Below are 25,468 nucleotides of genomic sequence, written 5' to 3' on the forward strand. Positions count from 1 at the left end.
CTTGGCACCAAACATGCTAGTGTCAGCACTCCAACACCCACTGGCAGTGCCTGGCGATGCGCGACATCTACAGCGTCTTCAACTCCAACGGCGCCTATGAAACCGGGGCCCACGCCCATGATGAATTCATGCTGATGGTGCCCGAGCACGGTCTGTTGCGTTTCAAGGATGAAGAAAGTGGGCGCACCACCTCGGTGATCGACCGCCAGTTCGTACTGGTGCCGCCGCAATCCAGCCATTCCTCTTCGTCACTCACCGCCAGCCAGGGCCACGTGGCGTTCTACGTCGACCCCGACTACATGCACTACGCCTTGCGGGATATTTCCGGTGACGCCAACCGCTTGCTGCGCGTGCCCACCCTGGGCATCTGGCAAACCTCCGCGCCGTTGCACCATCTGCTACTCGCAAAAAAAGCCTTCAGCCAACCAGACCTGTACATCGACCGCCGCCGCCAGGTAGCCCAGGCCGATCATTTGCTGCTGCTCGAATGCCTGGCGATTTCCCTCAGCCAGCCGAGCCTGCAACGCTCATCCACCGAGCGCCATGGCGCCATGCTGGTGCGCGACGTGAAGGCTTACGTGGAGGGCAATCTCGAACGTGCGCCGGGGCTGGATGAGATCGCCGAGACGTTTCACATGTCCCGCCGTCACCTGACCCGGCTGTTCGCGTTGCACACCGGCGAGACGGTGCTGGTTTATGTCCAGCGCCTGCGCCTGGAACGGGCGCAGACCTTGTTGCGGCACACGCGCATGTCGGTGCTGGAGATCGCCAATAACGTCGGCTATGAATCACCTTCACACCTGGCCCATGTGTTTCGTCGGGTGCTGGGTGTGTCGCCGGATGAGTGGCGCCGCGGCTGATACCGCTTCAACCTTTTTTTGATGTCCCAATCCCGCGCATGATCCGGCCCGATCCCGTGCGCCGCAAATCTGTCATCCGTTCATCCTCACCCCGTCAACAACAAACAAGTCCGGCCTACCGGACGAGGAGGGGCGGTGAGTGCAAAACCCTTTATCAGCTTCGCAGGGGTGCAAAAAAGCTTCAAAGTCGAGGGCCGCCAGTTTGTGGCCGTGCGCAACGTAACGCTTGAGGTCCAGCGGGGCGAAATCATCACGCTGGTGGGCCCTTCGGGTTGCGGCAAGTCCACCTTGCTCAACATGACCGCCGGGCTGTTCGGCCCTACCGAAGGCCAGGTGCATTACGACGGTGCCGAGGTTAAAGGCGTCAACACTCGGGTCGGTTACATGACACAGGCCGACCACTTGTTACCGTGGCGCACCGTGGCGGGTAACATCGCCGTGCCGCTGCAAATCCGCCGTATGCCCAAGGCCCGGATCGATGCCCGTGTCGAGGAACTGATGGCGTTGGTAGGCCTCACCGGTTTTGGCGAAAGCTATCCCAATCAGCTTTCCGGCGGTATGCGCAAACGCGCGGCTATGGCGCGCTTGATGGCCAGCGACCCGGAAACCCTGTTGATGGACGAACCCTTCGGCGCCCTTGATGCGCAGATGCGCCTGACCCTGCAAACCGAACTATTGCGGCTGTGTCGGCAGCTCAACAAGACCGTGCTGTTTGTCACCCACGACGTCGACGAAGCCATCGCGCTGGCGGACCGCTGCGTGGTGTTCGCCGGTCGCCCAGGCACCATCGACCATGTGCTCGACATTCCCCTGAGCGGCGAACGCAACCTCGTGCAATTGCGCTCCGATCCGCGCTACGTCGAACTCTGCGCTGCGCTCTGGAAACGCCTCGCGCCCGACGTGGCCGGTGCTGCTGATCCCGCTTCATTGGCTCACTCGCTGGAGGTCGTATGATCCAGATCTATCGCTTGTTGTTCCTGGTCTTCCTGCTGCTGTTCTGGGAATGTGTATCCCGCTGGTTCGGCGTCGAATTCTTCATTAGCCGCCCCTCGGCGGTGGCGCAGAGCTTGTGGAAGATCCTCATGAATGGGGTGTTCTTCTACCACGCCGGCATCACCACCCTGGAAGCCGTGCTGGGGTTCTTCTTCGGTTCCCTCGCAGGCTTGATCGCGGGCTTGGTACTGGGCCGCGCCAAGCTGCTGGCGGATATCCTCGACCCGTTCCTGACCGCGTTCTACAGCCTGCCAAAAGTCGCATTGGCACCGCTGTTCATTCTCTGGTTCGGCATCGGTTTGCCGATGAAAGTCATCCTGACGGCGGCGGTGGTGTTCTTCCTGGTGTTCCTCAATACCTACAGCGGCGTGCGCAACGTGTCCCGCGAGCAACTGACCATCCTGCGACTGATGGGCGCCAAGGAGCGCGACCTGTTGACCATGGTGGTCATCCCGTCCGCTTTCACCTGGGTATTCACCGGCCTGCGCCTGTCGGTGCCCTATGCGCTGATCGGCGCGCTGGTGGGCGAGATCATCGCCGCCAACCGTGGCCTGGGTTACCTGCTTTCGGATGCAGCTTCGCAGTTCGATACCGCCGGTGTATTTGCCGCACTGGTGGGGATCATCGTCCTGGCGCTGATTCTGAACACAGCGGTGAAGCTGGCCGAGCGCAAGTTGATGCCTTGGAAGGCCAACGAAGCGGAACGTGAAGTCGCGGTTTAATCCCAATTCTTGTGGAGCTTGATCATGTTGAAACCACTGTTCATCGCCAGCGTTTTACTCGCTTCATTCATGCCCGCCGCCCAGGCCCGGGACCTGACCAAAGTCACCCTGGCGTTCCCCAGCGAAGGCTTTCTCTATGTGCCGATCTACGTTGCTCAGAAGCAAGGTTACTTTGCCGATGAAGGCCTGAACGTCGAGGTCATCGTGTTCCAGAAAGGCGGCTCGGCCGCACTCACCGCCGTGCTGGGGCGTGATGCCGATGCCTATGTCGGTTTGCCTGCCGTAGCGGTGCGCGCTCGTACCAAGGGCCAGCACGTCCAGGCATTCGCCGCCGTGCAAACCCAGTTCGGCAGCACCGTGGTGATCGACGGTGCCTCGGCGCAAAAGGCCGGTGTGTCGGCCACCTCATCCCTGGCCGCCCGTGCCCAGGCCCTCAAGGGCTTGAAGATCGGCGTCACCGGCCCTGGCAGCACCACCGACATGCTGGTGCGCTACCTGGCCAAGGACGCGGGGCTCAACCCGGACAAAGACTTCACTATCATGCCCATCGGCGGCGCGCCGAACATGCTCGCGGCGTTTTCCCAGGGCAGCATCAACGGCTTCTCGCTGTCGCCACCCACCATCACCACCGCCGAGAAGCAGGGCGGCTTTGTGTTGATGGACCTGGCCAAGGGCGAATACAAACCCCTGGACGGCTTCCTCTTCACTGCGATGATTGCCCGTGAAGACTGGCTGGCCAACAACAAGGTCACCGCCGAAAAAATGGTCCGCGCCCTGTGGCGTGCCGAGCACCTGATCGCCAGCGACCCGGACAAGGCCCGCGAATCGGTGCGCCCGTATTTCGCCAACACCGACGCCGCCATCTTCAACGCCGCCTGGGCCGCCTCACTGCCGTCCTACCCGGCCACCCCACGGATCGAGAAGGACGGCGTGGAGAAGAACATCCGCTTCATGAACGCTGTGGAGAGCGACCCGGTTGAACTCGACCCGCAGCAGGTCTACACCAACTCCATCGTCGACGCCGTGGCGCCGACTGTTTCCACCCTTCAGGGAGAGGCGAAATGACGCCCGAGGTTCATCTGGTCAATGTTTTCCCCGCCACCGCGCGTGGCGGCAACCCGGCGCCCACCGTGGCCGTGGCCGATGGCATGAGCGATGCCGACATGCAGCAAGTGGCCCGCGACTACGGCCATGAATGTGGCTTTGTATTCGCCGCGCCGGTTGGCAGTGAGTTCGATTTTGCCTTGCGGTTCTGGGTGCCCAACCACGAGATGGAAATGTGCGGGCACGCCACCGTAGGCGCAGTTTGGTTGCTGGATCGGCTGGGCATGCTGCACAAGGATCGCCTGGCTTTGTGGACCTTGAGCGGCCGGGTTGAAGCGCAAGTGACCGCCGCCGGCACGTCGGATATCCAGGTGGAAATCAGCCAGCCTAAAGGCCAGGTCGAGGCGTTGAACGATGCCGAAGTCGAGGCCGAGATACTGTCGGTGCTCGGCATCACCTCCAACGAACTGGCGCCGCTGCCGATCCAGAACGCGTGCACCAGCCGGGTGAAAACCCTCATCGCGCTGAAAAGCGTGGCGGTACTGGACAGCCTGAAACCGGATTACCGGCGGATGCAGCAACTGTGCGAGCGAATCGGCTCCACCGGTTTGTACCCCTATGCGCCATCGGATCTGGAAGGCCGACAGTTTGATGCGCGGCAGTTTCCAAAGTCCTCGGGTTACCCGGAAGACGCCGCCACCGGCATCGCCGCTGCCGCGTTGGCGTTTGGCTTGTTGGAGAATGGCCTGGTGACGGCAGATGATCGCCCGGTGCACATCCGCCAGGGCCGGGCCATGGGCCGACCTTCGCAAATCTCCCTGCGGTTTCGCCGGGATGAAGCGGGGCAGGTGCAAGGTTGCTGGCTGGGTGGGCATGTGGAATTTGTCGAGGAGCCGGCATGAACGTGCGTGAAAAACTGCAAGCCCTCGGGCTGGAATTACCCGAAGCGCCGAGCCCCAAGGGGGACTACGTGCCAGTGACGATTCATGGAAGCGTGGCGTATGTCAGCGGGCAGGTTTGTCGGCAGGGTGACAGCGTGATTACCGGGCCGGTGACGGACCAGACCTCTACGGAGTTGGTCAACGAAGCAGGGCAGACCTGTGTGCTGCGGGCCTTGAGCGTGCTGGACCAGGTTGTAGGGCTGGAGAATGTCGAGCGCATCCTGTTCGTTCGCGGGTTTGTGTTTGGTGGGGAAGGTTTCCAGGGCTTCTCCAAGGTTGTCGACGGCGCGTCGCAACTGTTGATTGAGCTGTTTGGCGAGCACGGCCGGCATGCGCGTTCGGCGGTGGGAGTGGCGGGATTACCCAGCAACGGCCTGCTGGAACTGGAACTGACGGCGGTCGTCACCCAAACCTGACCTGCCTGAACCACCCACCAAAATGTGGCGAGGGAGCTTGCTCCCGCTGGGCTGCGCAGCAGCCCCAAAACCGATGATCGCAGTGCCTCGGGCATAGCGCGTCAACCGGTCCGGGAGCAAGCTCCCTCGCCACAGGATTCGTGTTGCTTTCACCTCTGCAGGAACCCCGGCGAACGAGTAAACTGCCCGCCTTTTATTCTCACGACGAGACGGTGAGCTTTTGAACGCAGGAAAAACCGCAGGGCTGTTGCTGCTCACCGCCTTATTGGCGGGATGCGGCACCTCGCCACCCCGCACCCCCAACGACATCTGCGGCATCTTCCGCGAAAAGGACGACTGGTACGACGCGGCCAAAGTCACCCAGGCACGCTGGGGCGTGCCGATCCAGGTGCCGTTCGCGATCATGTATCAAGAGTCCGGCTTCCGCCAGGACGCCAAGACCCCGCGCAAATACCTGTTATGGATCATCCCCTGGGGCCGCGTGTCCACCGCCTCCGGCTACGCCCAGGCCAAGGATGAAGTGTGGAGCGACTACCAGAAAAGCACCGGCCGTACGGGCGCCAGTCGCGAGGACTTTGACGACGCCATCGATTTTGTCGGCTGGTACATGGACAAGACCTACACCATCAACGGCGTGTACAAATACGATGCCTACGGCCAATACCTGAACTACCACGAAGGCTGGGGCGGGTATCGTCAGCGCACCTATGCAAGCAAAGCCTGGCTGATGCCGGTCGCCGGCAAGGTGCAGGCGCGTTCGCAGATGTATGCGGCGCAATATGCGGGCTGCAAAAATGATCTGGGGCGGGGGTTCTGGAGTCGGTTTTGGCATTGGCTGTGATGTTGGATAACGAGAGAACATGATGAACAACGAACTGGAAATCACCGACATCCGCCTCGGTGACGGCAAAACCGTGGTCAAAGGCGCCCTGATCACCACGCAATACACCGGCACCCTCGAAGACGGCACGGTGTTCGATTCTTCATGGGAGCGGGGCAAGCCGTTTCAATGCGTGATCGGTACCGGTCGCGTGATCAAAGGCTGGGACCAGGGGCTGATGGGCATGAAAGTCGGCGGCATTCGCACGTTGTTTGTGCCGGCGCACCTGGCCTACGGCGAGCGCTCGATGGGCGCGCATATCACGCCCAACAGTAATCTGCGCTTTGAAATTGAGTTGTTGGAAGTACTGACACGCGACGATTGAGAAGGGATGAACATGGATGTTGTTGACACGATGGCCTTGCCCCGCAGTTCGATGTCGGGCATCCGGGTGGTTGAACTGACGGTTGAGGATGAGGCCGAGCTGCAGCGCTTTTTCGAAGCAGCCCCGGAATATTTTCTCGCGGTCAACGGTGAGCCAGCCACACCCACGGAGGCTCGGGATGAGTTGACTCTTCAACTGCCTGACACCTGGAGCTACACGCGGATGTATTGGATTGGCTACCGCAATGCCGAAGGGCAGTTGGTTGCGGTGGTGAATGTGGCGTCTGACCTGCTGGCGGTTGGGGTGTGGCATATCGGGTTGCTGTTGGTGGCCACGCCGTTGCATGGCACCGGGTTTGCGCGGCAGTTGCATGCGGATTTCCAGGATTGGGTAGTACGCCTGGGCGCACGCTGGTTGCGGCTGACGGTGGTGGTGGGGAACGTCAAGGCCGAGCGGTTCTGGCCACGCCTTGGGTATGTTCAGGTGCGGACTCGGGATGGCATCGAGATGGGGCGGCAGGTGAATCGGGTGTCCATTCAGGTGAAGGCGTTGGCGGGTGGGGCGATCAATGAGTATTTGGCGCTGGTGGAGCGTGATCGACCGTCCTTTGCGTAGCAGCTGTCGAGCCTGGGCGAGGCTGCGTTCGGCGCGACTCGGTGGAGCGTCTGGCTTGATGATCGCAGTGTGGCCGACGCAGCCTCGCTTGGGCTCGACAGCTGCTACGGGGGTGGAGGCGCTTACCTGAACCCTCCCTGAAGAATATTCCTAACTCCATCGGGTAAGCTTTCCTACGGTTTACTCTCCTTAAATCGGAGCGTAAGCTTTGCGCGTTTTCATCAATAGCGGAGACCCTCAGTGGGTACTTGTTCGAGTGACAGTCGTCGGCCGGTCTCGATAACCGGCACATACTTGGCAAGGTAACGCGCATTTTTCCGATGCCGTTGTCTCGCCCGGAAGCGAGAAGCGGCATCCCGGTAGCGGCCAGTCCTGGCCCGATCCCGATTTCCCTCTCATCGACGCTGACCCGTACGTGATGCCTTGCATCGCGGTACTACGGACGCGCCTGTCGTTTGCGACGGGCGGGCCTGTCCTGTCGTGCCCGTGACCCAATCACGGCCCAGGATGGTCGTACCTGCCCGAAGGTTTCCTCGCCTAAGTTTGGCTGGCAATGAACAGGGAAGACTGACTATGCAAGCAATCAACAACATCAACCTCAACTCGCTGGTCGACACACTGGTCAGCCTCACCGCGGCCTTTATCCTTGGAGGGCTGATCGGCTTCGAACGTCAGTACCGCCAGCGCACGGCGGGGTTGCGTACCAACGTGCTGGTGGCGGTGGGCGCGGCGATTTTCGTCGACATGGCCAACCGTCTGGGCGGCGCCGAAGGGGCGGTGCGGGTCGTGGCCTATGTGGTCTCGGGCATCGGTTTTCTCGGTGCTGGCGTGATCATGCGGGAAGAGGGCAACGTGCGCGGGCTGAATACCGCGGCCACCCTTTGGGCATCGGCGGCGGTGGGCGCCTGTGCCGGTGCCGACCTGATCCTCGAAGCGTTGCTGGGTACGCTGTTTGTGCTGGCGGCCAACACGTTGCTGCGGCCGATCGTCAATAACATCAACCGCCAGCCATTGGACGTGGTGTCGGCCGAGGTGACCAACATTCTCTATGTGGTGGCCCGTCGTACCCAGCAAAAAGCAGTACTGGCCTTGCTCGAAGCCGAACTTGCACGCTGCAACTACCCGGCCAGCGATGTGGACGTGCGCCCCTTTGGTCCTGAAGAGGTGGAAATCGAGGCGACGCTGGCCGTGACCTCGGTGGACGGTGACGAACTGGACGCCCTGGTGGCGCGCATTTCCACCTCGACGCTGGTGGTACAGGCGTTCTGGAGCCCGAGTACCACCGACTAGACGACCTCGGCTCCCCGGAACCCCACTGTTTACTATGCTTCTAGCGAGGAAAAGTCCTACATGCGACTGGGACTATCCCTTCAGGTGACGCGTCATTCCATTGGTAAGGTTGCGCGCTTGCGACTAGCCAGGCACGCAGGTGCGGCCACCCATGGCTATGCGCTGTTCAAATGGAGGGACCCGACTGCTTCTTGTAGGAATGTTCAGAGCCGCTCGTCGGAACTGTCATTTCTCACAGGTAGATAGGTCCCGTGTGATGTGCAACGGTACTGAATCCTCCCAGGGGAGCCTTATGAGCAAAGCTTTAATAGTGGATGACCACCCATTTATCCGCGCAACCGTCCGGTACCTGTTGAAGCAGGAAGGCTTCGACACGATCTTCGAGGCCGGCAACGGTGCCGATGCGATGCAGATCGCACGGGAAGAACGCCCCGAACTGATCATCCTCGACCTGGCGATGCCGAAGTTGGGTGGCCTGGAGGTGATCAGCCGGATCAAGGCACTGGGCTTGCCTTGCAAGATCCTGGTGCTGACGTCCTATCTGGCGGTGTTCTTTTCTACCCGCTGCATGCGCGCCGGCGCGATGGGTTTTGTTGCCAAGACCGGCGAGTTGGATGAACTGCAAAAAGCCATCAAGGCGGTGATGTCCAACTACAGCTGCTTTCCCAGCCTGCCTACCAGCTCGGTGCGCCGGGACGATTTGCAGTCCACCGAACAGGACCTCGTGGCAGAGCTTTCCGACCGTGAGTTGACCGTGCTGCAGAAGTTGGCGCTGGGGCTTGGCAACAAGGACATAGCCGAGGACATGTTGCTCAGCCACAAGACCATCAGTACCTACAAAACCCGTCTGAAGGAGAAGCTGCGCATGTCATCGGTGGTGCATTTGTCCAAATTCGCCCAGCGCAATCATCTGATCTGAAATGACCAGGTCCCGGGCCTTGTGGCTCAGTGCGTGGGTGCTGCTGGGCGCGCTCTACACGCAAGTCCCGGCCCTGGGTGAGGCGCGCACCCTGTACCTGCTGGGGCACTCCATCCTCGAAACTCCGGCGGTGGGGTTGCACGAGGCGGACTGGCGCTGGCTGCGGGAGCGCCGCCGTTTGTTGATGGGGATCTCCAGCCCCGATTACGCACCGTTCGAGTTGAGCAGCAACGATGAGCTCGAGGGGATTACGGCAGATTACGCCGCACTGATAGCCGACGCGCTGAACATCACGGTTGAAGTCCGTCGTTACGACAACCGGGATGAGGTCATCACCGCACTCAAGCGCGGCGAGGTGGACTTTGTGGGGTCAGCCAACGGCTACGAGGCGGCAGACCCGCAACTGGTGCTGTCGCGCTCCTATGCCATGGATCAACCGGCCCTGGTCACCCGCACGGGCGAGAGCCAGACCCTGAGTGCGGACCTGGCCGGCAAGCGGGTGGCCATGTTCTATCATTACATGCAGCCTGATGCGGTACAGGCGTTCTACCCTCATGCCCGGCTACAGCTTTTCCCTTCGACCTTCGAGGCCATCGGCGCTGTTGCATTCGGCCAGGCGGATGTTTACCTCGGCGATGCAATCAGCGCCAACTACCTGATCAACAGGAACCACCTGAACAACGTTCGAATGGCCGATTTCTCTTCACTTGAAGTCAATCCGTTTGCGTTTGCATTTTCTCGCAACAACACGCGCTTGCTGCCGATCATCAATGCGGCGCTGGCCGCAATTTCGGTCAGTGAGCAGATGGAAATACTGCGGCGCTGGAGTGCCGGAAATCTTGGGTTCCTGGGGGCGGACCGGTTGCGCTTGAGTGCCAGTGAGCAGCGTTGGCTGGAGAAGAACCCCAGGGTAAAGGTCGCGATACTCGACAGGTTCCTGCCGGTTTCATTTATCGACAAGCAGGGCGCGTTCGAAGGGTTGAGCGCCGAGGTGTTGGCCCGTATCAGCTTGCGCACCGGGTTGAAATTTGACGTCGTCCCGGGCACCTCGATGCCCCAGCAGATTGACAAGGTCAGCACCGGCGGTGCGGACATGATCGCGGTGGTCACGCCCAGCGTTGAACGCACGGACAAGGTGCGTATTACCCGGCCTTACCTGACCAATCCGTTTGTACTGGTCAGTCGCATGGATGACCGCAGCCCCCTCACCCTGGAAGACATGGCCGGCAAGCGCCTGGCGCTGATCGGCGGCAACAGCCTGCAAGAGGGGATTGCCCAGGCCTATCCCACTATCAAGTTTGTGGGCGTCGACAACCCTGAACACGCCATGGCGCTGGTGGCCAGCGGCGGCGCCGATGCGGCCGTCAATACATTGATCAGTGCGCGCTACATGATTGCCCGCGAGTACCGTGACCGCTTGCGGGTCACCAGCACGGTCGGGTCCGAGCCGGCCCGCATAGCCTTTGGGATCAACCGCAGCCAGTTGGAGTTGTATTCGATCCTCGACAAGGCATTGCTGAGTATCACGCCCCAGGAAATGGATGAATTGGCCGGCCACTGGCGTAGCGAGGTATTGGTTGAAGACAGTTACTGGGCGCGGCACCGCACCGTCATCATTCAAGGTTTCAGCCTGGCGGCGCTGCTGTTGCTGATCACGCTAGGCTGGGCGATTTACCTGCGCGGCCTGATACGCAAACGGGTGCAGGCCGAGCGTGCCCTGAGTGACCAGATGCGGTTTATGGGCGTGCTGATCGACGGCACGCCTCATCCGATTTATGTGCGTGATCGCCTGGGCCGGCTGATGGCGTGCAACAGTGCTTACCTCGATGTGTTCGATTACAAGCTGGAGGACGTGACCGGTAAAACCGTGGTCGAGACCGACACCGGCAATCGCCCCCAGGCCGAGTCTTTTCACCAGGACTACCTGCGCTTGATGGAGCAGGGGGAGCCACAGATACAGGACCGCGTGCTCAAGGTGCCGGACGGGACGGTCCTGACGATCTATCACTGGATGCTGCCGTACCGCGACGGTGATGAGCGGGTGGTGGGCATGATCGCCGGCTGGGTGGACGTCAGTGAAAGGCAGCATCTGCTCGGCCAGCTACGGGAGGCCAAGGAGGAGGCCGACGCCGCCAATCGCGCCAAGACCACCTTTCTCGCGACCATGAGCCATGAGATACGCACACCCATGAACGCCGTGATCGGCATGATTGAACTGGCCTTGAAAGCCGCCGAACAGGGCCGGGCCGACCGCGATGCGCTGGAGGTGGCCGCCGATGCGTCGCGGGGCATGCTGGAGTTGATCGGCGATATCCTGGACATCGCACGCATTGAGTCGGGCCACCTGTCCCTGGCGTTGCAGCCGTCAAACCTGCATGCGTTGCTGGCGTCGGTGGCGCGGGTCTTCGATGGGCTGGCGCGGGCCAAGGGCCTGGTATTGAAGGTGGAGCTCGACCCGCTGATTGACCGATACGTGCTGGTGGACCCGATGCGTTTCAAGCAGGTGGTGTCGAACCTGCTGAGCAATGCGATCAAGTTCACCACCCGTGGCCAGGTACGGCTTGGCGCGTCCGGTTCGTCGGCGATTGCCAACGGGTACCTGAGCCTCAGGCTGTGGGTGGAAGACACCGGCATCGGCATCAGTGTTGAAGACCAGAAACGCCTCTTCAACCCGTTTATCCAGGGCACGAACACCGCGCAATCGGCGCGCAGCGGTTCCGGCCTGGGCCTGGTCATCAGCCGCAACCTCTGCGAGATGATGGGCGGGCAACTGCAATTGAGCAGCTTGTTGGGGCAGGGCACCCGGGTGGACGTCACCCTGGCGTTGGCCGTCGCCGACGCAACCCGGGTGCCGGCCGTCTCCGTTGCCCTGGAAACTTCGCCGGCCCACGCATTGAGCATCCTGGTGGTGGATGACTACCCGGCCAATCGGCTGCTGCTGGCCCGGCAATTGAGCTTTCTGGGGCATCGAATCACCACCGCCGAAGATGGCGTCCAGGGGCTTGAACTGTGGTTGTCCGGACGCTTTGATGGGGTGATTACCGACTGCAATATGCCATTCAAGGACGGTTACGAGCTGGCGCGGGATATCCGCACCCTGGAGCGTGAGCGCGGCCTGGCGCCTTGCCTGTTGCTGGGGTTCACCGCCAACGCCCAGCCCGAGGAAGCCGAACGTTGCCGACAGGCGGGAATGGATGGCTGCCTGTTCAAGCCCACCGGGCTTGAGGACCTGCATGCGGCCCTGATGTCGCGCACAGCCACGCCCTCGGTGGCCCCGGTCAGCGTGGATGAGTTGTCGCCAGACTTTGATTTGCGCGACCTGGAGAAGCTGACCGGAGGGAATGTCGACGCAGTAAAAGAGCTGCTGGTGCCATTGCTCGACAGCCTTGAAGCTGACCATGGGCAACTGGTGGTCCTGCAACACAAGGCCGACTTCGCCGGCCTGCACGACCTGGCCCATCGAACCAAAGGCGGCGCGCGCATGGTCAAGGCCCAGGCATTAATGGAGTGCTGCGAAGTATTGGAAAACGTCTGTGAACGGCAAGCGCCTAACGAGTTGGCCAGTGCCATCGACGGCATGGATGAAGCGCTCGCTCACCTGCATCACGGGTTGTCGGTTTATTGCAATCAGACTTGACTGGCGAGGGCTGTCATTCGAGCTGTTTGGGACAACTCCTACATGAAGGTGGAACAAGCCTTATTTAGTCTTCGGGATATGTCTGGAAAATAGGCCGCCCAGTCCCTCACGAGCGCTCCTTGCTCAGGTGTTCGCCATGCCAAACAAAGCACTGACTATCCTGATCGCCGATGAACAGCACCTGCAACGGCTGTACATCGAAAAAATGCTCAACCAATTGGGCTACTACCGCATCGTCCCGGTGCAAACCTTCGACGAAGTGCTGATCCTCACGGCCATCCCGACCGAGCCGTTCGACGTGTTGATCATCAATGCCGGGTTGGCGGCCAGCGAGGGCGGGGTACTGGCCTACCAGGAGCAGCACCCACAGATTCGCCATGTGCTGGTCTACGATATCCGGGACCTGGGCACGCCGGCTGCCACAGCGACACTGCTGGTGCGCCTGCCGGGTGCGCCGGACAGCGTCAACCTCGAACACTTCATGGACATCATCGACCCACCACCAGTCACCAGCGGGCTGCGGGTGTTGCCGTGGCTGCGGGAATTATCCCGCAGCCCTGTGGCTTAGTCCCAGTTCGGCGCGATGCCCTTGGGGCTGGTCAGCCGATGGCCACGCTCCAGGCCGGCGATCTGCGCCATGTCGTCATCGCTCAAGGTCAGGTCCAGGGCCTTGAGGTTGCTGGCCAGGTTGGCGCGCTTGGTCGACGACGGGATCACCGCGTAGCCCAGTTGCATGGCCCAGGCCAGGGTCACTTGCGCCGGGGTTGCCTGATGCCGTTCGGCGATCTGCTGGATCACCGGGTCCTTCAGCACTTCACCGTAGGCCAGGGTCATGTAGGAGGTGATCTGGATACCATGGGCCTTGGCAAAATCCACCACGGTGCGGTTTTGCAGGTACGGGTGCAGCTCGACCTGGTTGGTCGCGATGTGCTCGGCACCGACGGCGGCAATTGCCTGTTTCATCAGGTCGACGGTGAAGTTGGAAATACCGATCTGGCGGGTCAGGCCCTGGCGCTTGGCTTCCAGCAACTGGCCCATGAATTCGGCGACCGGCACCTGGTCTTCCGGCGATGGCCAGTGGATCAGGGTCAGGTCCAGGTAATCGGTCTGGAGCTTGCGCAGACTCTCCTTGAGGCTGGGAATCAACTGGCCTTCGGCGAAATTGGCGATCCAGATCTTGCTGGTGATAAACAGCTCGTCCCGTGGGATGCCGCTGTCGGCAATGGCCTGGCCGACATCGGCTTCGTTCTCGTAGATTTGCGCGGTGTCGATGACGCGGTAGCCCAGTTCCAGGCCGGTGCTGACGGAGTCGATGACGACCTGGCCTTGCAGGCGGAACGTACCGAGGCCGAATGCGGGAATAGACATGAGTGACTCCTGAAGTGATGTGAACAATGGAGTCGAGTATCGGCTCCTCGTTCCTTCAGAAAAACCGCTGAATCCGAAAAGGACTCTTTACCAAAAGTCATGAGTGGTGAAGAGCAAAAGCCATCGCAGGCAAGCCAGCTCCCACAGAAGACTGTGTTTATTCAGCCAGTTTTTTGAGTTGCCGCGCCAGGTCCAGGGCCACCCGCCCGCTGCTTGCCGTGGGCACCAGGTGGGTAAACGGAATATCGATCATCCGGTTCTCCCGCACCGCCCGCAAACGCGAGAGCACCGGGTCACTGGTCAGCAACTGGCGCTTGCGGCTGGCCGGTGACCACACTGCATCCGCCAGCAAAATCACATCCGGGTCACTCATCAGCAGGGTTTCGCTGCTCACGGTGACGCGGTATTGGTTGATCCCGGCGAATAAATTGCGCGCACCAGCAGCCGCCACCAACGTGGTGACGAACCCACGCCGGCCTTCGCTGTCCAGCCCGTTGACCTCACTGTCCAGGTAGAACACCGACAGCGGTTTACCTTCGCCCGCCAGGGCCTGGGCACTGGCCAGGTCGGCGTCCATGGCATCGCTCAACGCCCGCGCCCGTTGCTGTTTGTGCACCAGGGCGCCGAGGGTAAACAGGTCGTTGCGGATATGCCCGAAGTAATCCAGCGAATGCCCGTCACACGCCGACTCCAGCAAATATGACCCAACCCCGTTGCCGGCCAACCCTGTGCGGGAAGTGACGCCAGTGCCAAAGGCAGTGGCGAACCCACCGACCACCAGATCCGGTTTCTGCGCATAGAGCACTTCGCTGGACGGGTACTTGGGTGCAATCACCGGCACGCCGAAATACTCGCCGTGTCGGTGGGCCACACCGTTGTCATCCAGATACGCCACGCCCACCAATGCCGAGCCGACATCCAGCGCCAACAGCAAGTCGGCAGCATGCTGGTTGAGGGCCACGATGCGCGAGGGCGGTGAGTGGGTGGCCGTCCAGTCCTGGTTGCAGTTGCGATAACGGTCCGCCAGGGCCAACGATGGGCAGAGCAGGGCGCCCAACAGCAACCACGACGCTTTCACGGGCGCTCCTTGATCAGCAAATCCTCGACGACTTCGCCGCCCACCAGGTGCACTTCCACCAGCCGTTGCACGTCTGCGTTGCTGTGCACGCCGTACCAGCACGTGTCCGGGTACACCGTCACAATCGGGCCCAGGTTGCACGGGAACTGGCAGTGGGTGCGGGTCAACAGCACGCCGCCAGGCTTTTCGATGCGGTCGTGTGCCAGCAGGTGGCGGCGCAGGGTTTTCCATAATTGCAGCGCGCCACGCTGGGTGCAGCGCGGGCCGGTGCACAGGAACACGTGACGGGTGTGGTCAGGCACATGGGACCAGTCCGGATGAGTTTCCACGGGCGTACTCATCAGAAGCGATACGTGTAGCGTACTTCGGAGGTGAACGGCCGCCCGAGGTTGTCGACGTTGCTGGCGCGGCTGGTGACGTAGTCGCGATCGAACAGGTTCTCTACCAGCAGGCTGACGCGATGTTGGTGGGCGTTATCGAGGTAGCGATAGGCGTCGGCGTCGACCACGGTGTAGTTGCCGTACTCGACCTTTTTCGAGCTGACAATATCGCCGATGTAACGCACCGCAGTACCGACGCCCCACAGGCGGTCCACCGATTCATAGCCGACCCGCGAGCGGGCGAAGAAGCCAGGAATATCATTGAGGGTGACACCCGCGCGGGACTCGGTGAGGTTGCGGGTCATGTCGGCCTGCACGCTCCATTGCTCGTTAAGTTGCAGCTTGGCGTCGGCCTCGAAACCGCGCATCTGGATCTGCCCCTGGCCGTTGACCCACTGGATATCGTCCTGGGTGATCAGGTCGGTGATCTTGCGCTTGAACAGCGTCACGCTGGCGCTGAAGTCCCGCGCCAGCAGGCTGCCCTTGTAGTCGATGCCCAGCTCGGCGTTGCGGCTCTTCTCCGGCTTGAGGTTGCGGTTGCCTTTCTCATCGTCTTCGTTGACGAACAGTTGCTCGGCATTCGGCAGTTTGTAGGCGGTGCCGTATTGGCCGCGCAGGGCCCAGTTGTCGTTGAGGTCATAAAGCGAAGTGAGCATGCCGACGGTGGCGCTGTCACCGCCGCTCATGGCTTCGTGGCGTACGCCGATGCTCGGGTGCCAGTTCGGCAGGGCTTCGATATTCGGGCGCAGTTGGGTGTACAGCGCGTGGGCCTGGGCCTTGTTGTCGTCGATGATCAATACATCATCCTGGCCCTTGAACCACTGGTTATCGGAACCGAATACCAGCACATGCTCGCCGGGCAACACGGCCTTGCCTTCGGCCTGCACGCCCCAGTCGGTGAAGCCCCAGTAGTCGTTGTGGTTGATGACCTTGGTGCCGCCGCCTTCGACATTGTTGAGGCGGGTGTAGCGCGTGTCCCAATCGTTGATATGCCCTTTGACGAAGTAGCTCAGGCGCTCGTTGATGCTTTGCTCGAAGGTCGCCGTGGCGATTTGCTGCACGCGGTCGTTGGTGGTCTTGTGGTTGTCCACCGGGCGGGCGAAATCCAGGTTGGCGTCGGCGTATTGGTAAAACAGTTCCAGGCGCGTGTCATCGCCAAACGACTGGATCGCCTTGGTGCCGAAGGTGGTGACTTCGTAGGAGCGCTTCTTGTCGGTGACGTTTTTCATGTCGCGGTTGCGAAACGGTTGGTAGCCCTCGGAGACGTTGCGGCTGACGTAGGCCAGCAAGCCGAGGTCGCCAAACCCGTTATTGAAAATCTTCTCGACCCGGGCATCGCCGGTGGTGCCGCCGAAGGTGTCGGCACCCAGGTTCACCTCGCCGGACGCCTCGCGGGTTTGCGGGCTGCGGGTGACGATGTTGATCACCCCCGACACCGCCTGGGTGCCGAACAGCAGGCTCTGGCCACCCTTGAGCACTTCGATGCGCTCGATGGCGTTGGCGGGCAGGGTGTCCAGATACAGGCCGCCGTACAGGCGGTTGTTCAGGCGCACGCCGTCCAGCAGGATCAGCGTGTCGTCGTTGCGCCCGCCCAGCAGTGAATAAGTGCCGTAGTCGAACGGGCCATTCTTGGGTGCCACGTACAGGCCGGGGATGAACATCTGCATCACGCGCGACACATCGGCGGCGGGGCCGGCGCGTTCAATCTGTTCGCGGGTGACGATCTCAACCTTGCTGCCGTACTGGGCCATCTCGGCCACGGTGGTGGATTCCACCGACGGTGCGGAAACGTTAAGTTGCTTGAGTTCCAGGGTGTTGTCGTCGGCCAGCAGCAGGGGGCTGAACAGGCAGCCGAACAACAGGCCGGGCACAGGAGTCTTGAAAGGTCGAATCATAGTCTTCTCGGAAAAGTATCTTTCGCGAAAAGCACGCACGAGTAGGCACCGAGCACACGCCAATACCGGCCCATGCCCGCCCACCGCAGGATTTTGCCAAACAGAATTCCAGGCCGGTCTCCGGGCTCACGCGTATGGACACCTTCACCTTCCCATGGCGCGCTGGCCACAGTGGTGTGTCGAAGGGGTCACGCGTCTACCGTTGCGGGGGCAGCACCGGACTGGCTCAAAAAAAGAGCGGCACCGGTTTCCCGTTTCACCCCAAGCACGGCGGCAGGGGGCACCTGAAACAGGCCGGCATCTGAACATTCGAAAGACCGTTCGTCAACTTGGCGGGGACTTTTCCGGTGGCTGCATGGGAAGCGACTGACGGATATTGCCAGAAAATTCCCACAGGAGTACAAATGTACTCCATGACGAATCTAACGCCCCGCCGTACCGCCATCCTGACCTTTATCCGCGACCGTATCGCGCAGCAAGGCCAGTCTCCCAGCCTCGCCGAGATCGCCGAGGCGTTCGGCTTTGCCTCCCGCAGCGTGGCGCGCAAGCATGTGCTGGCGCTGACCGAGGGCGGCTTTATCGAGGTCAACCCCAACCAGGCGCGCGGCATTCGCCTGCTCAATCAGCCAGCGCGGCCGGAGCTGCTGGACATCCCGGTACTCGGCCGGGTAGCTGCCGGCTTGCCCATCGGCGCTGACGCTGAAGTGCACAACCGCCTCTTACTCGACCCGGGCATGTTCGCGAAAACCCCGGATTACCTGCTGCGGGTACAGGGCGATTCGATGATCGAAGACGGCATCCTCGATGGCGACCTGGTGGGCGTACGCCGCAGCGCCGAAGCCTTGAACGGGCAGATCGTGGTGGCGCGCCTGGACGGTGAGGTCACCATCAAGCGTTTCGAACACGTCGGCGAGCGCGTGCGCTTGCTGCCGCGCAACCCCGCTTATCAACCCATCGTGGTGCGGCCCGATCAGGACCTGGCCATCGAAGGGGTGTTCTGCGGTTTGGTGAGGCAAGGCTGATGGGCGCCGTCGTTGCACTGGACTCGCTGTTCAATGGCGGCCGGGTCTGGAAAGGCCGGCCTGCCGCGCCGCCCGCCAGCGTCCATCCCACCGGGCTTGCGGCCCTGGATGCAGTGCTGCCCAGCGGTGGCTGGCCGGAAGCGGCGTTGAGCGAAATCCTGATGGCGAAGGAGGGCGTGGGTGAGTTGCAACTGGTGTGGCCGACCCTGGCGCGGTTGTCGGCGGCCGGCGAGCGCATCGTGCTGGTGGCGCCGCCTTACACGCCGTACCCCCACGCCTGGCAAAACGCCGGGGTGGATGTGCGCCAGCTTTCCGTGATCCAGGCCGATGAACGCGATGCCTTGTGGGCCGTGGAGCAATGCCTGCGCTCCGGCAGTTGTGGCGCGGTGCTGTGCTGGCCACGCAAGGCCGATGACCGGGCCTTGCGCCGCTTGCAGGTGGCGGCGGAAACCGGCCAGACCCTGGCCTTTGCCTGGCGCTCCTTGAACGAGGCCATCAACCCGTCACCGGCCGCGTTGCGCCTGGCGGTTGAGGCGAGCCCGGCGCAAGTGCGGGTGCTCAAGTGCCGGGGCGGCCTGGCCCATCCCGCGCCCATTGCGCTTGGGCACTGAGGTTGGCATGCGCTGGGTGTGTATTGTCTTCCCGCAATTGGCGCTGGACGGGGTGCTGCGTCTGCGCTCCGAACCGGATCAGCCATTGGCCCTGTTGGCCGGCACGCCGCAACGACGGGTGCTGCAAACCGTCAATGAGGCCGCGCGCAAACTCGGCCTGCGCCCCGGCCAATCCCTGACGGCGGCCCATGCCTTGACCAAGGCTTTTGCCTGCGCCGAATACGACCCGGCGCAGATCGAATACTGGCAGCAATTTCTTGCGGCCTGGGCCTACCGTTTCAGCTCCCAGGTCAGCGTGTATTACCCACGGGCGTTGTTGTTCGAGATCGAGTCGAGCCTGGGCCTGTTCGGGCCCTGGCCGTTGCTCGAAGCGCGCTTGCGCAAGGAACTGACTGACCTCGGGTTTCGTCATCGCATCGTCGCCGCGCCGAACCCGGCGGCGGCGCGGATTCTGGCGAATGCTTACGACGGCCTGGCCGTGGCCGATGAGCACAGCCTGCAACAAGCCCTGGCGCCGATCCCCATCGACCGCGCCGGTCTCGACCCACACGCCGCCACCGCGTTGTCGCGTATGGGCTTGCGCACCCTGGCTCAGGTGCAGGCATTACCCCGGCATACCCTGGCCCGGCGTTTCGACGCGGCGCTACTCAAGCACCTCGATGCACTGTGCGGGCAACGGCCCCTGGCCCTGGCGTTCTACCAACCGCCGGACCAGTTCGATGTGCGCATCGAGCTGAATTTTGATGTGCTGTCCCACCAGGCTTTGCTGTTTCCCTTGCGCCGTTTGACTGGCGATTTATCGGCGTTCCTGTGTGGCCGCGACAGTGGCGTGCAGCGTTTTGACCTGCACCTGGAGCACGCCGCAGAACCCGACAGCGTGATCAAGGTCGGCCTGCTCAGCGCCGAGCGTGACGCAGCAATGCTGTTCGAACTGGCCCGTGGTCGCCTGGAGCAAGTGCAAGTCACCTCGCCGGTGCGTGGCTTTCGCCTGGTGGCCCAGGACCTGCCGGTGTTTGTGCCCCAGCGCCAGGATCTGTTCGACGAGCGCCCGCAACAAACCCTGCCGTGGGAGCAACTGCGCGAACGCCTGCGGGCGCGGTTGGGGGACGAAGCGGTGCAAGGCCTGCGCTTTCACGCCGACCACCGCCCGGAATGTGCCTGGCAAACCGGTGCTGACAGTCGCCCGTGCACACCCTCAAATAGAGTGCAGCGCCCGGGTTGGTTGCTGCATGAACCGACGCCCCTGGCCGAGCAAGGTCTACACATCCTGATGGGCCCGGAGCGCATCGAATCCGGCTGGTGGGATGGTGCCGATGTGCGCCGCGATTACTACCTGGTGCGCACCCGCGCCGGCCAACAGGGCTGGGCTTATCGCACCGTGGGCGAAAGCGGCACACTGTGGCTGCAAGGCTGGTTCGCATGAAGTACGCAGAGCTGCATTGCCTGTCCAACTTCAGTTTCCAGCGTGGCGCCTCCAGTGCCCGTGAACTGTTCGAGCGGGCCAAACAGCAGGGTTACGAGGCGCTGGCGATCACCGATGAATGCACCTTGTCGGGTATCGTCCGTGCCTGGCAGGTGGCCAAGGAAGTCGAGTTACCGCTGATTATCGGCAGCGAGATGCGCCTGGAAAACGGCCCGAAGCTGGTGCTGCTGGTGGAGAACCTGGAGGGCTATCAGCACCTGTGCCGGCTGATCACCATCGCCCGCCGCCGTGCAGAAAAAGGTCACTACCGCCTGCTGCAGGAAGACTTCACATCCGTGCGAGGTTTGCTGGCGTTATGGATGGTCGAAGACACCGACACCCAGGCCCATATCCAATGGCTGTGCAGCACCTTTACCGATCGCCTGTGGCTGGCCGTGGAGCTGCATTGCGGCCAGAACGATGCCCGCCACCTTGAACAACGCTTGAACCTGGCCGCCAGCCTGCACCTGCCGGCGGTGGCCTGCGGCGATGTGCATATGCATGTGCGTGGCCGCCGTGCCCTGCAAGACACCATGACCGCGATCCGTCATCACGTCCCGGTGGCCGAAGCCGGTGCGCGCCTGCATCCCAATGGCGAACGGCACTTGCGCAGCCTTGACGCATTGGCCGCGCTGTACCCGGCACACTTGCTGGAAGAGTCCCTGAACATTGCCCGGCGTTGCACCTTCGACCTCAGCCAACTGCGCTATCAATACCCGAGGGAACTGGTGCCCGAAGGGCAAACGCCTGAGAGCTGGTTGCGCACCTTGACCGAAGAGGGCATTGCCCAGCGTTGGCCGCACGGCGTGGACGCCAAGACCCTTGGGCAGATCAACGATGAGCTGAAGCTGATCACCGAGCTGGGCTACGAAAGCTACTTCCTCACCGTACACGACATTGTGCGCTTCGCCCGCAGCCGTTCGATCCTGTGCCAGGGCCGTGGCTCGGCGGCCAACTCGGCGGTGTGTTTTGCCCTGGGCATCACCGAGATCAACCCGAGCCTGATGAACATGTTGTTCGAGCGCTTCCTGTCCCGGGAACGCAACGAGCCGCCGGACATCGACGTGGACTTCGAACATGAACGCCGCGAAGAAGTGCTGCAATACGTCTTCCAACGCTACGGCCGCACCCGCGCTGCGTTGACGGCGGTGGTCAGCAGCTACCACGGCGCCGGCGCGGTGCGCGACGTCGCCAAGGCCCTCGGGTTGCCGCCGGATCAGGTCAACGCCCTGGCCGACTGCTGCGGGCGCTGGAGCGATGAGGCACCCCCCCTGGAGCGCCTGCGCGAAGGTGGTTTCGACCCCGACAGCCCGGTGCTGCGCCGGGTGCTGACCTTGACCCAACAACTGATCGGCTTCCCCCGGCACCTGTCCCAACACCCCGGCGGCTTCGTGATTTCCGAACACCCGCTGGACACTCTGGTGCCGGTAGAAAATGCGGCCATGGCCGATCGCACCATTATCCAGTGGGACAAGGACGACCTCGACGCCGTGGGCCTGCTTAAGGTGGATATCCTCGCGTTGGGCATGCTCAGTGCGATTCGCCGCTGCTTCGACCTGCTGCGCCGCCATCGCAACCTGGACCTGAGCCTGGCCACGGTGCCCAAGGAAGATGCGGCGACCTACGCAATGATCAGCAAGGCCGACACCATTGGCGTGTTCCAGATTGAGTCGCGGGCACAGATGTCGATGTTGCCCCGTTTGCGGCCGAAAGCGTTCTACGACCTGGTGATCGAGGTCGCCATCGTGCGGCCCGGGCCGATTCAGGGCGGTATGGTGCATCCGTACTTGCGGCGACGTAACAAGGAAGAACCCGAAACCTACCCGTCGCCGGAGCTGGAAAGCGTGCTCAAACGCACCCTGGGCATCCCGCTGTTCCAGGAGCAGGTCATGCAGATCGCCATGGTCGCCGCCGATTACACACCCGGCGAAGCCGACCAACTGCGCCGCTCCATGGCCGCCTGGAAACGCCACGGCGGCCTCGAACCCCACCAGCAACGCCTGCGCACCGGCATGCTGAAAAACGGCTACACCGAAGCCTTCGCCGCGCAGATCTTCGAGCAGATCAAGGGCTTTGGCAGCTACGGCTTTCCCGAGTCCCACGCCGCCAGTTTCGCCTTGCTGACCTATGCCAGTTGCTGGCTCAAATGCCATGAACCGGCAGCCTTTGCTTGCGCCCTGATCAACAGCTGGCCCATGGGTTTCTACAGCCCGGACCAGATCCTGCAGGACGCCCGCCGCCATCATTTGCAGATCCGCCCGGTGGATGTGCAGGCCAGCGACTGGGACTGCAGCCTTGAACCCATCGACGGCCAGCAACCGGCCATCCGCATGGGCTTGCGGATGATCTCCGGGTTTCGCGAAGAAGATGGCCGACGCATCGAAACCGCGCGTCAGGCGCGGGCGTTTTTCGACATTGCCGACCTGGGCGAACGTGCCCATTTGGACACCCGTGCCCAGGAATTGTTGGCGGATGCTGGAGCCTTGCGCGGGCTGGCCGGGCATCGGCATCGAGCGCGCTGGGAGGTGGCCGGGGTGCAGAAGCAACTGGGGCTGTTTGCCGGTGTGGCCAGCCCCGAAGAAGCGGTGGTGGAACTGCCCCAACCGACAGTGGGCGAAGACCTGTATGCCGACTACGCCAGCGTCGGTACTACCCTGGGCCCACATCCCCTGGCATTGTTGCGCGATGAACTGCGCGCACGACGCTGCCGCAGCTCCAAAGAGTTGCTGCTGGTTGAGCATGGGCGCAACGTCAGCGTCGCCGGCCTGGTCACCGGTCGACAACGTCCGGGCACGGCCAGCGGCGTCACCTTCGTCACCCTGGAAGATGAGTTCGGCAATATCAATGTGGTGGTCTGGCGCGATTTGGCCGAGCGGCAGCGCCAGGCACTGGTGGGCTCGCGGTTGCTTAAAGTGGATGGGCGCTGGGAGGCAGTGGGGGAGGTTCGGCACCTGATCGCCGGGCGCCTGACCGACCTGACCCCGCTGCTGTCGGGCATCAGTGTGCGCAGCCGGGATTTTCGCTGATCCGGCTCTTGCTCCTTCATGGCCGCATAAGCAATATGCGATGAAACCAACCGCCGCTGTCGGGCTCAAAGTTTTCATCGCCGCCCACCTTTTATCTTTTGCAGAGCCGACTGATGCAGTTTTTATCCGATACCCATGGCTGTGATGGCTGGGCTGGGGAAATGGCCCAGAGGATTCGCGCATTCGACTGGTCCACTACCGACCTCGGCCCCATTGGCGCCTGGCCCTCCAGCCTGACCAGTGCCGTGCAACTGATGCTGGCATCGCCCATTCCTATGGTCATGCTGTGGGGACGGGCGGGTTACATGATCTACAACGACAGCTATTCGGTGTTTGCCGGCGGTCGCCACCCGTATCTGTTGGGGGCGCCGGTAGAACTGGGCTGGCCGGAAGTCGCCGACTTCAACCGCAATGTGGTCGACACCTGCCTGGCCGGCGGCACCTTGTCCTATCGCAACTTGCCCCTGGAGCTGTTGCGCGACGGCCGTCCGGAACAAGTGTGGATGGACCTGTATTACAGCCCCGTGGCCGGTGACGATCAGCAACCGGCCGGGGTCCTGGCGATTGTGGTGGAGACCACTGAACACATGATCTCCGAGCGCCTGCGCCAGGAACTCACCCACAACCTCGAGCAGCGTGTCGCCGCCGAAGTGCAGGCCCGTTCCGCCGCCGAAGAACAGCTGCGTCAATCACAGAAGCTGGAAGCCATTGGCGGCCTGACCGGCGGCGTGGCCCACGACTTCAATAACCTGCTGCAAGTGGTCTCCGGCAATCTGCACCTGCTGGCCCGGCATGAACCGGACAACCTCCAGGTGCAGCGCCGCGTCAGCGCCGCCATCGCGGCAGTGGAGCGCGGGGCCAAACTGACCTCGCAGCTGTTGGCGTTCGCCCGTCGCCAGCCGCTGTCGCCGGCGGTGTACAACCCATTGCGCATCTACGAAGGCCTGGGTGAATTGCTGCAGCGGGCGTTGGGAGAAACCATCCACATTGATGTGCAACTGCCCCAGAATCCGTGGTGCATTAACGTCGACCGCAACCAACTGGAAAACGCACTGCTCAACCTGGCGATCAACGCCCGGGATGCCATGAAAGGCGAGGGCGTGATTCGGATCACCGGCGAAAACATCATCCTCAATCCCCCGGACTGCGCCGGCAAAAGCATCAACCCCGGTGAATACGTGCGCCTGGCCGTCGCCGACAGCGGCGCCGGTATGTCACCGACGATCCTGGCACGGGCCTTTGAACCGTTTTTCACCACCAAGCCGAATGGGCACGGTACCGGCCTGGGCCTGAGCATGGTGTTCGGGTTCGTGCGCCAAAGTGGCGGGCATGTGGAGGTCGAAAGCGTGGAGGGCAGCGGCACCGTGGTGCAGATGTATTTCCCGCGCAACCTCGGAGAGCCGGAAAGCCACGATACGCCCGTCCAGCTCACACAACACAGCGGCGGCCAGGAGACCATCCTGGTGGTGGAGGACAACGAAGGCGTACGCGCGGCCGCGGTGGAATTGCTCGAACAATCCGGCTACACCGTGCTCACCGCCGAAGACGGCGACCGGGCCATGCTGATGCTCCAGGCCGGCCTGCAACCGGACCTGATTTTTACCGACGTCGTGATGCCGGGCCGGGTCAAAAGCACCGACCTGGCCGAATGGGCGCGGGAGCAAGTGCCGGCGATAGCGGTGCTGTTCACGTCCGGGCATACCCGCGACATTCTTTCCAGCAACCACCTGCTGGGCACCGACATTCACCTGCTGAGCAAACCCTATGGCCCGGATGAATTGGCGCAACGGGTGCGCTCGGTGCTGACCTCCCGAATGATGTGACGAATGGAGATCTAACCCGCAAAGCCAATCCACTGTGGGAGCTGGCTTGCCTGCGATGGCGATGCATCAGTCCCCCATCTGGCAACTGACACACCGCCATCGCGGGCAAGTCCGGCTCCCACAGTTGATCTTCACTGCCTTGAACACACCGATAAGGTTAC

The 25,468-nt window shown here is 62.2% G+C and carries 22 protein-coding genes and 1 riboswitch; of the genes, 18 read left to right on the top strand and 4 right to left on the bottom strand.

Annotated features, from left to right (window positions below; genetic code table 11):
• Positions 1–56 precede the first annotated feature (56 nt).
• From K0H47_RS16315 to K0H47_RS16375, 13 genes are all read left to right on the top strand, one after another.
• On the top strand, positions 57–860 hold the full coding sequence (locus K0H47_RS16315) for an AraC family transcriptional regulator (protein ID WP_219273208.1): 804 nt from the start codon (positions 57–59) through the stop codon (positions 858–860).
• 135 nt (positions 861–995) lie between these two features.
• Complete coding sequence (locus K0H47_RS16320) at positions 996–1,814, top strand: ABC transporter ATP-binding protein (RefSeq protein WP_219273210.1); 819 nt, start codon at positions 996–998, stop codon at positions 1,812–1,814.
• Positions 1,811–2,575 carry an ABC transporter permease gene (locus tag K0H47_RS16325; protein ID WP_177026269.1) on the top strand — a complete coding sequence of 255 codons (765 nt, stop codon included), beginning with the start codon at positions 1,811–1,813 and terminating at the stop codon, positions 2,573–2,575. Before K0H47_RS16320 ends, K0H47_RS16325 begins: the two co-directional genes overlap by 4 nt.
• 24 nt (positions 2,576–2,599) lie before the next feature.
• Positions 2,600–3,640 (top strand): ABC transporter substrate-binding protein, encoded by a 1,041-nt coding sequence (locus tag K0H47_RS16330; RefSeq protein ID WP_219273212.1) that lies wholly within the window; start codon positions 2,600–2,602, stop codon positions 3,638–3,640.
• On the top strand, positions 3,637–4,521 hold the full coding sequence (locus K0H47_RS16335; protein WP_093198361.1) for a PhzF family phenazine biosynthesis protein: 885 nt from the start codon (positions 3,637–3,639) through the stop codon (positions 4,519–4,521). Before K0H47_RS16330 ends, K0H47_RS16335 begins: the two co-directional genes overlap by 4 nt.
• Positions 4,518–4,976: a RidA family protein gene (locus tag K0H47_RS16340; protein ID WP_219273214.1), complete on the top strand. Its 459-nt coding sequence runs from the start codon at positions 4,518–4,520 to the stop codon at positions 4,974–4,976. Before K0H47_RS16335 ends, K0H47_RS16340 begins: the two co-directional genes overlap by 4 nt.
• Before the next feature lie 220 nt (positions 4,977–5,196).
• The gene (locus K0H47_RS16345; RefSeq protein WP_063031196.1) at positions 5,197–5,817 is read left to right on the top strand and encodes a hypothetical protein; all 621 of its coding nucleotides are present in this window, start codon (positions 5,197–5,199) and stop codon (positions 5,815–5,817) included.
• A 22-nt stretch (positions 5,818–5,839) separates the two neighbouring features.
• Complete coding sequence (locus tag K0H47_RS16350; RefSeq protein ID WP_167410185.1) at positions 5,840–6,181, top strand: FKBP-type peptidyl-prolyl cis-trans isomerase; 342 nt, start codon at positions 5,840–5,842, stop codon at positions 6,179–6,181.
• A gap of 12 nt (positions 6,182–6,193) precedes the next feature.
• Positions 6,194–6,796 (top strand): GNAT family N-acetyltransferase, encoded by a 603-nt coding sequence (locus K0H47_RS16355; protein ID WP_177026267.1) that lies wholly within the window; start codon positions 6,194–6,196, stop codon positions 6,794–6,796.
• A 573-nt stretch (positions 6,797–7,369) separates the two neighbouring features.
• Positions 7,370–8,086: an MgtC/SapB family protein gene (locus tag K0H47_RS16360; RefSeq protein ID WP_010172203.1), complete on the top strand. Its 717-nt coding sequence runs from the start codon at positions 7,370–7,372 to the stop codon at positions 8,084–8,086.
• A 292-nt stretch (positions 8,087–8,378) separates the two neighbouring features.
• Entirely contained in the window at positions 8,379–9,005 is a 627-nt protein-coding gene (locus tag K0H47_RS16365; protein WP_063031192.1) for a response regulator transcription factor, read from the top strand.
• 1 nt (position 9,006) lies between these two features.
• Complete coding sequence (locus tag K0H47_RS16370) at positions 9,007–12,642, top strand: transporter substrate-binding domain-containing protein (RefSeq protein WP_219273216.1); 3,636 nt, start codon at positions 9,007–9,009, stop codon at positions 12,640–12,642.
• A gap of 136 nt (positions 12,643–12,778) precedes the next feature.
• Positions 12,779–13,210: a hypothetical protein gene (locus K0H47_RS16375; protein ID WP_063031188.1), complete on the top strand. Its 432-nt coding sequence runs from the start codon at positions 12,779–12,781 to the stop codon at positions 13,208–13,210.
• On the opposite strand, the gene dkgB is transcribed toward K0H47_RS16375, so the two are convergent.
• The 4 genes from dkgB to K0H47_RS16395 all read right to left on the bottom strand — a co-directional run bounded on the left by dkgB (position 13,207) and on the right by K0H47_RS16395 (position 17,363).
• Positions 13,207–14,010, bottom strand: a complete 804-nt coding sequence (gene dkgB / locus K0H47_RS16380) for a 2,5-didehydrogluconate reductase DkgB (protein WP_177026265.1) — start codon at positions 14,008–14,010, stop codon at positions 13,207–13,209. The two genes, K0H47_RS16375 and dkgB, sit on opposite strands and share 4 nt — an antisense overlap.
• A gap of 157 nt (positions 14,011–14,167) precedes the next feature.
• Positions 14,168–15,088 (bottom strand): ABC transporter substrate-binding protein, encoded by a 921-nt coding sequence (locus K0H47_RS16385; protein WP_219273218.1) that lies wholly within the window; start codon positions 15,086–15,088, stop codon positions 14,168–14,170.
• The gene (locus K0H47_RS16390; RefSeq protein ID WP_172834510.1) at positions 15,085–15,417 is read right to left on the bottom strand and encodes a ferredoxin; all 333 of its coding nucleotides are present in this window, start codon (positions 15,415–15,417) and stop codon (positions 15,085–15,087) included. Before K0H47_RS16390 ends, K0H47_RS16385 begins: the two co-directional genes overlap by 4 nt.
• Positions 15,418–15,428: 11 nt before the next feature.
• Entirely contained in the window at positions 15,429–17,363 is a 1,935-nt protein-coding gene (locus K0H47_RS16395; protein WP_177026262.1) for a TonB-dependent siderophore receptor, read from the bottom strand.
• A 93-nt stretch (positions 17,364–17,456) separates the two neighbouring features.
• Positions 17,457–17,666: riboswitch (cobalamin riboswitch) on the bottom strand.
• Between the two features lie 101 nt (positions 17,667–17,767).
• Between K0H47_RS16395 and lexA the strand changes: the two genes are divergently transcribed.
• From lexA to K0H47_RS16420, 5 genes are all read left to right on the top strand, one after another.
• Positions 17,768–18,385, top strand: a complete 618-nt coding sequence (gene lexA / locus K0H47_RS16400; RefSeq protein WP_017475310.1) for a transcriptional repressor LexA — start codon at positions 17,768–17,770, stop codon at positions 18,383–18,385.
• Complete coding sequence (gene imuA / locus K0H47_RS16405) at positions 18,385–18,996, top strand: translesion DNA synthesis-associated protein ImuA (RefSeq protein ID WP_017475309.1); 612 nt, start codon at positions 18,385–18,387, stop codon at positions 18,994–18,996. Before lexA ends, imuA begins: the two co-directional genes overlap by 1 nt.
• 7 nt (positions 18,997–19,003) lie before the next feature.
• A complete protein-coding gene (locus K0H47_RS16410) occupies positions 19,004–20,419 on the top strand; it encodes a DNA polymerase Y family protein (RefSeq protein WP_177070176.1) in 1,416 nt (471 codons plus the stop codon).
• Positions 20,395–23,484 (top strand): error-prone DNA polymerase, encoded by a 3,090-nt coding sequence (locus K0H47_RS16415; RefSeq protein WP_219273220.1) that lies wholly within the window; start codon positions 20,395–20,397, stop codon positions 23,482–23,484. The genes K0H47_RS16410 and K0H47_RS16415 overlap by 25 nt, the downstream gene beginning before the upstream one ends.
• A gap of 113 nt (positions 23,485–23,597) precedes the next feature.
• Positions 23,598–25,307, top strand: a complete 1,710-nt coding sequence (locus K0H47_RS16420; protein WP_063031172.1) for an ATP-binding protein — start codon at positions 23,598–23,600, stop codon at positions 25,305–25,307.
• Positions 25,308–25,468 lie beyond the last annotated feature (161 nt).

Origin of the sequence: Pseudomonas sp. Xaverov 83, assembly GCF_019352905.1 — a bacterium.
GTDB lineage: Bacteria > Pseudomonadota > Gammaproteobacteria > Pseudomonadales > Pseudomonadaceae > Aquipseudomonas > Aquipseudomonas yamanorum.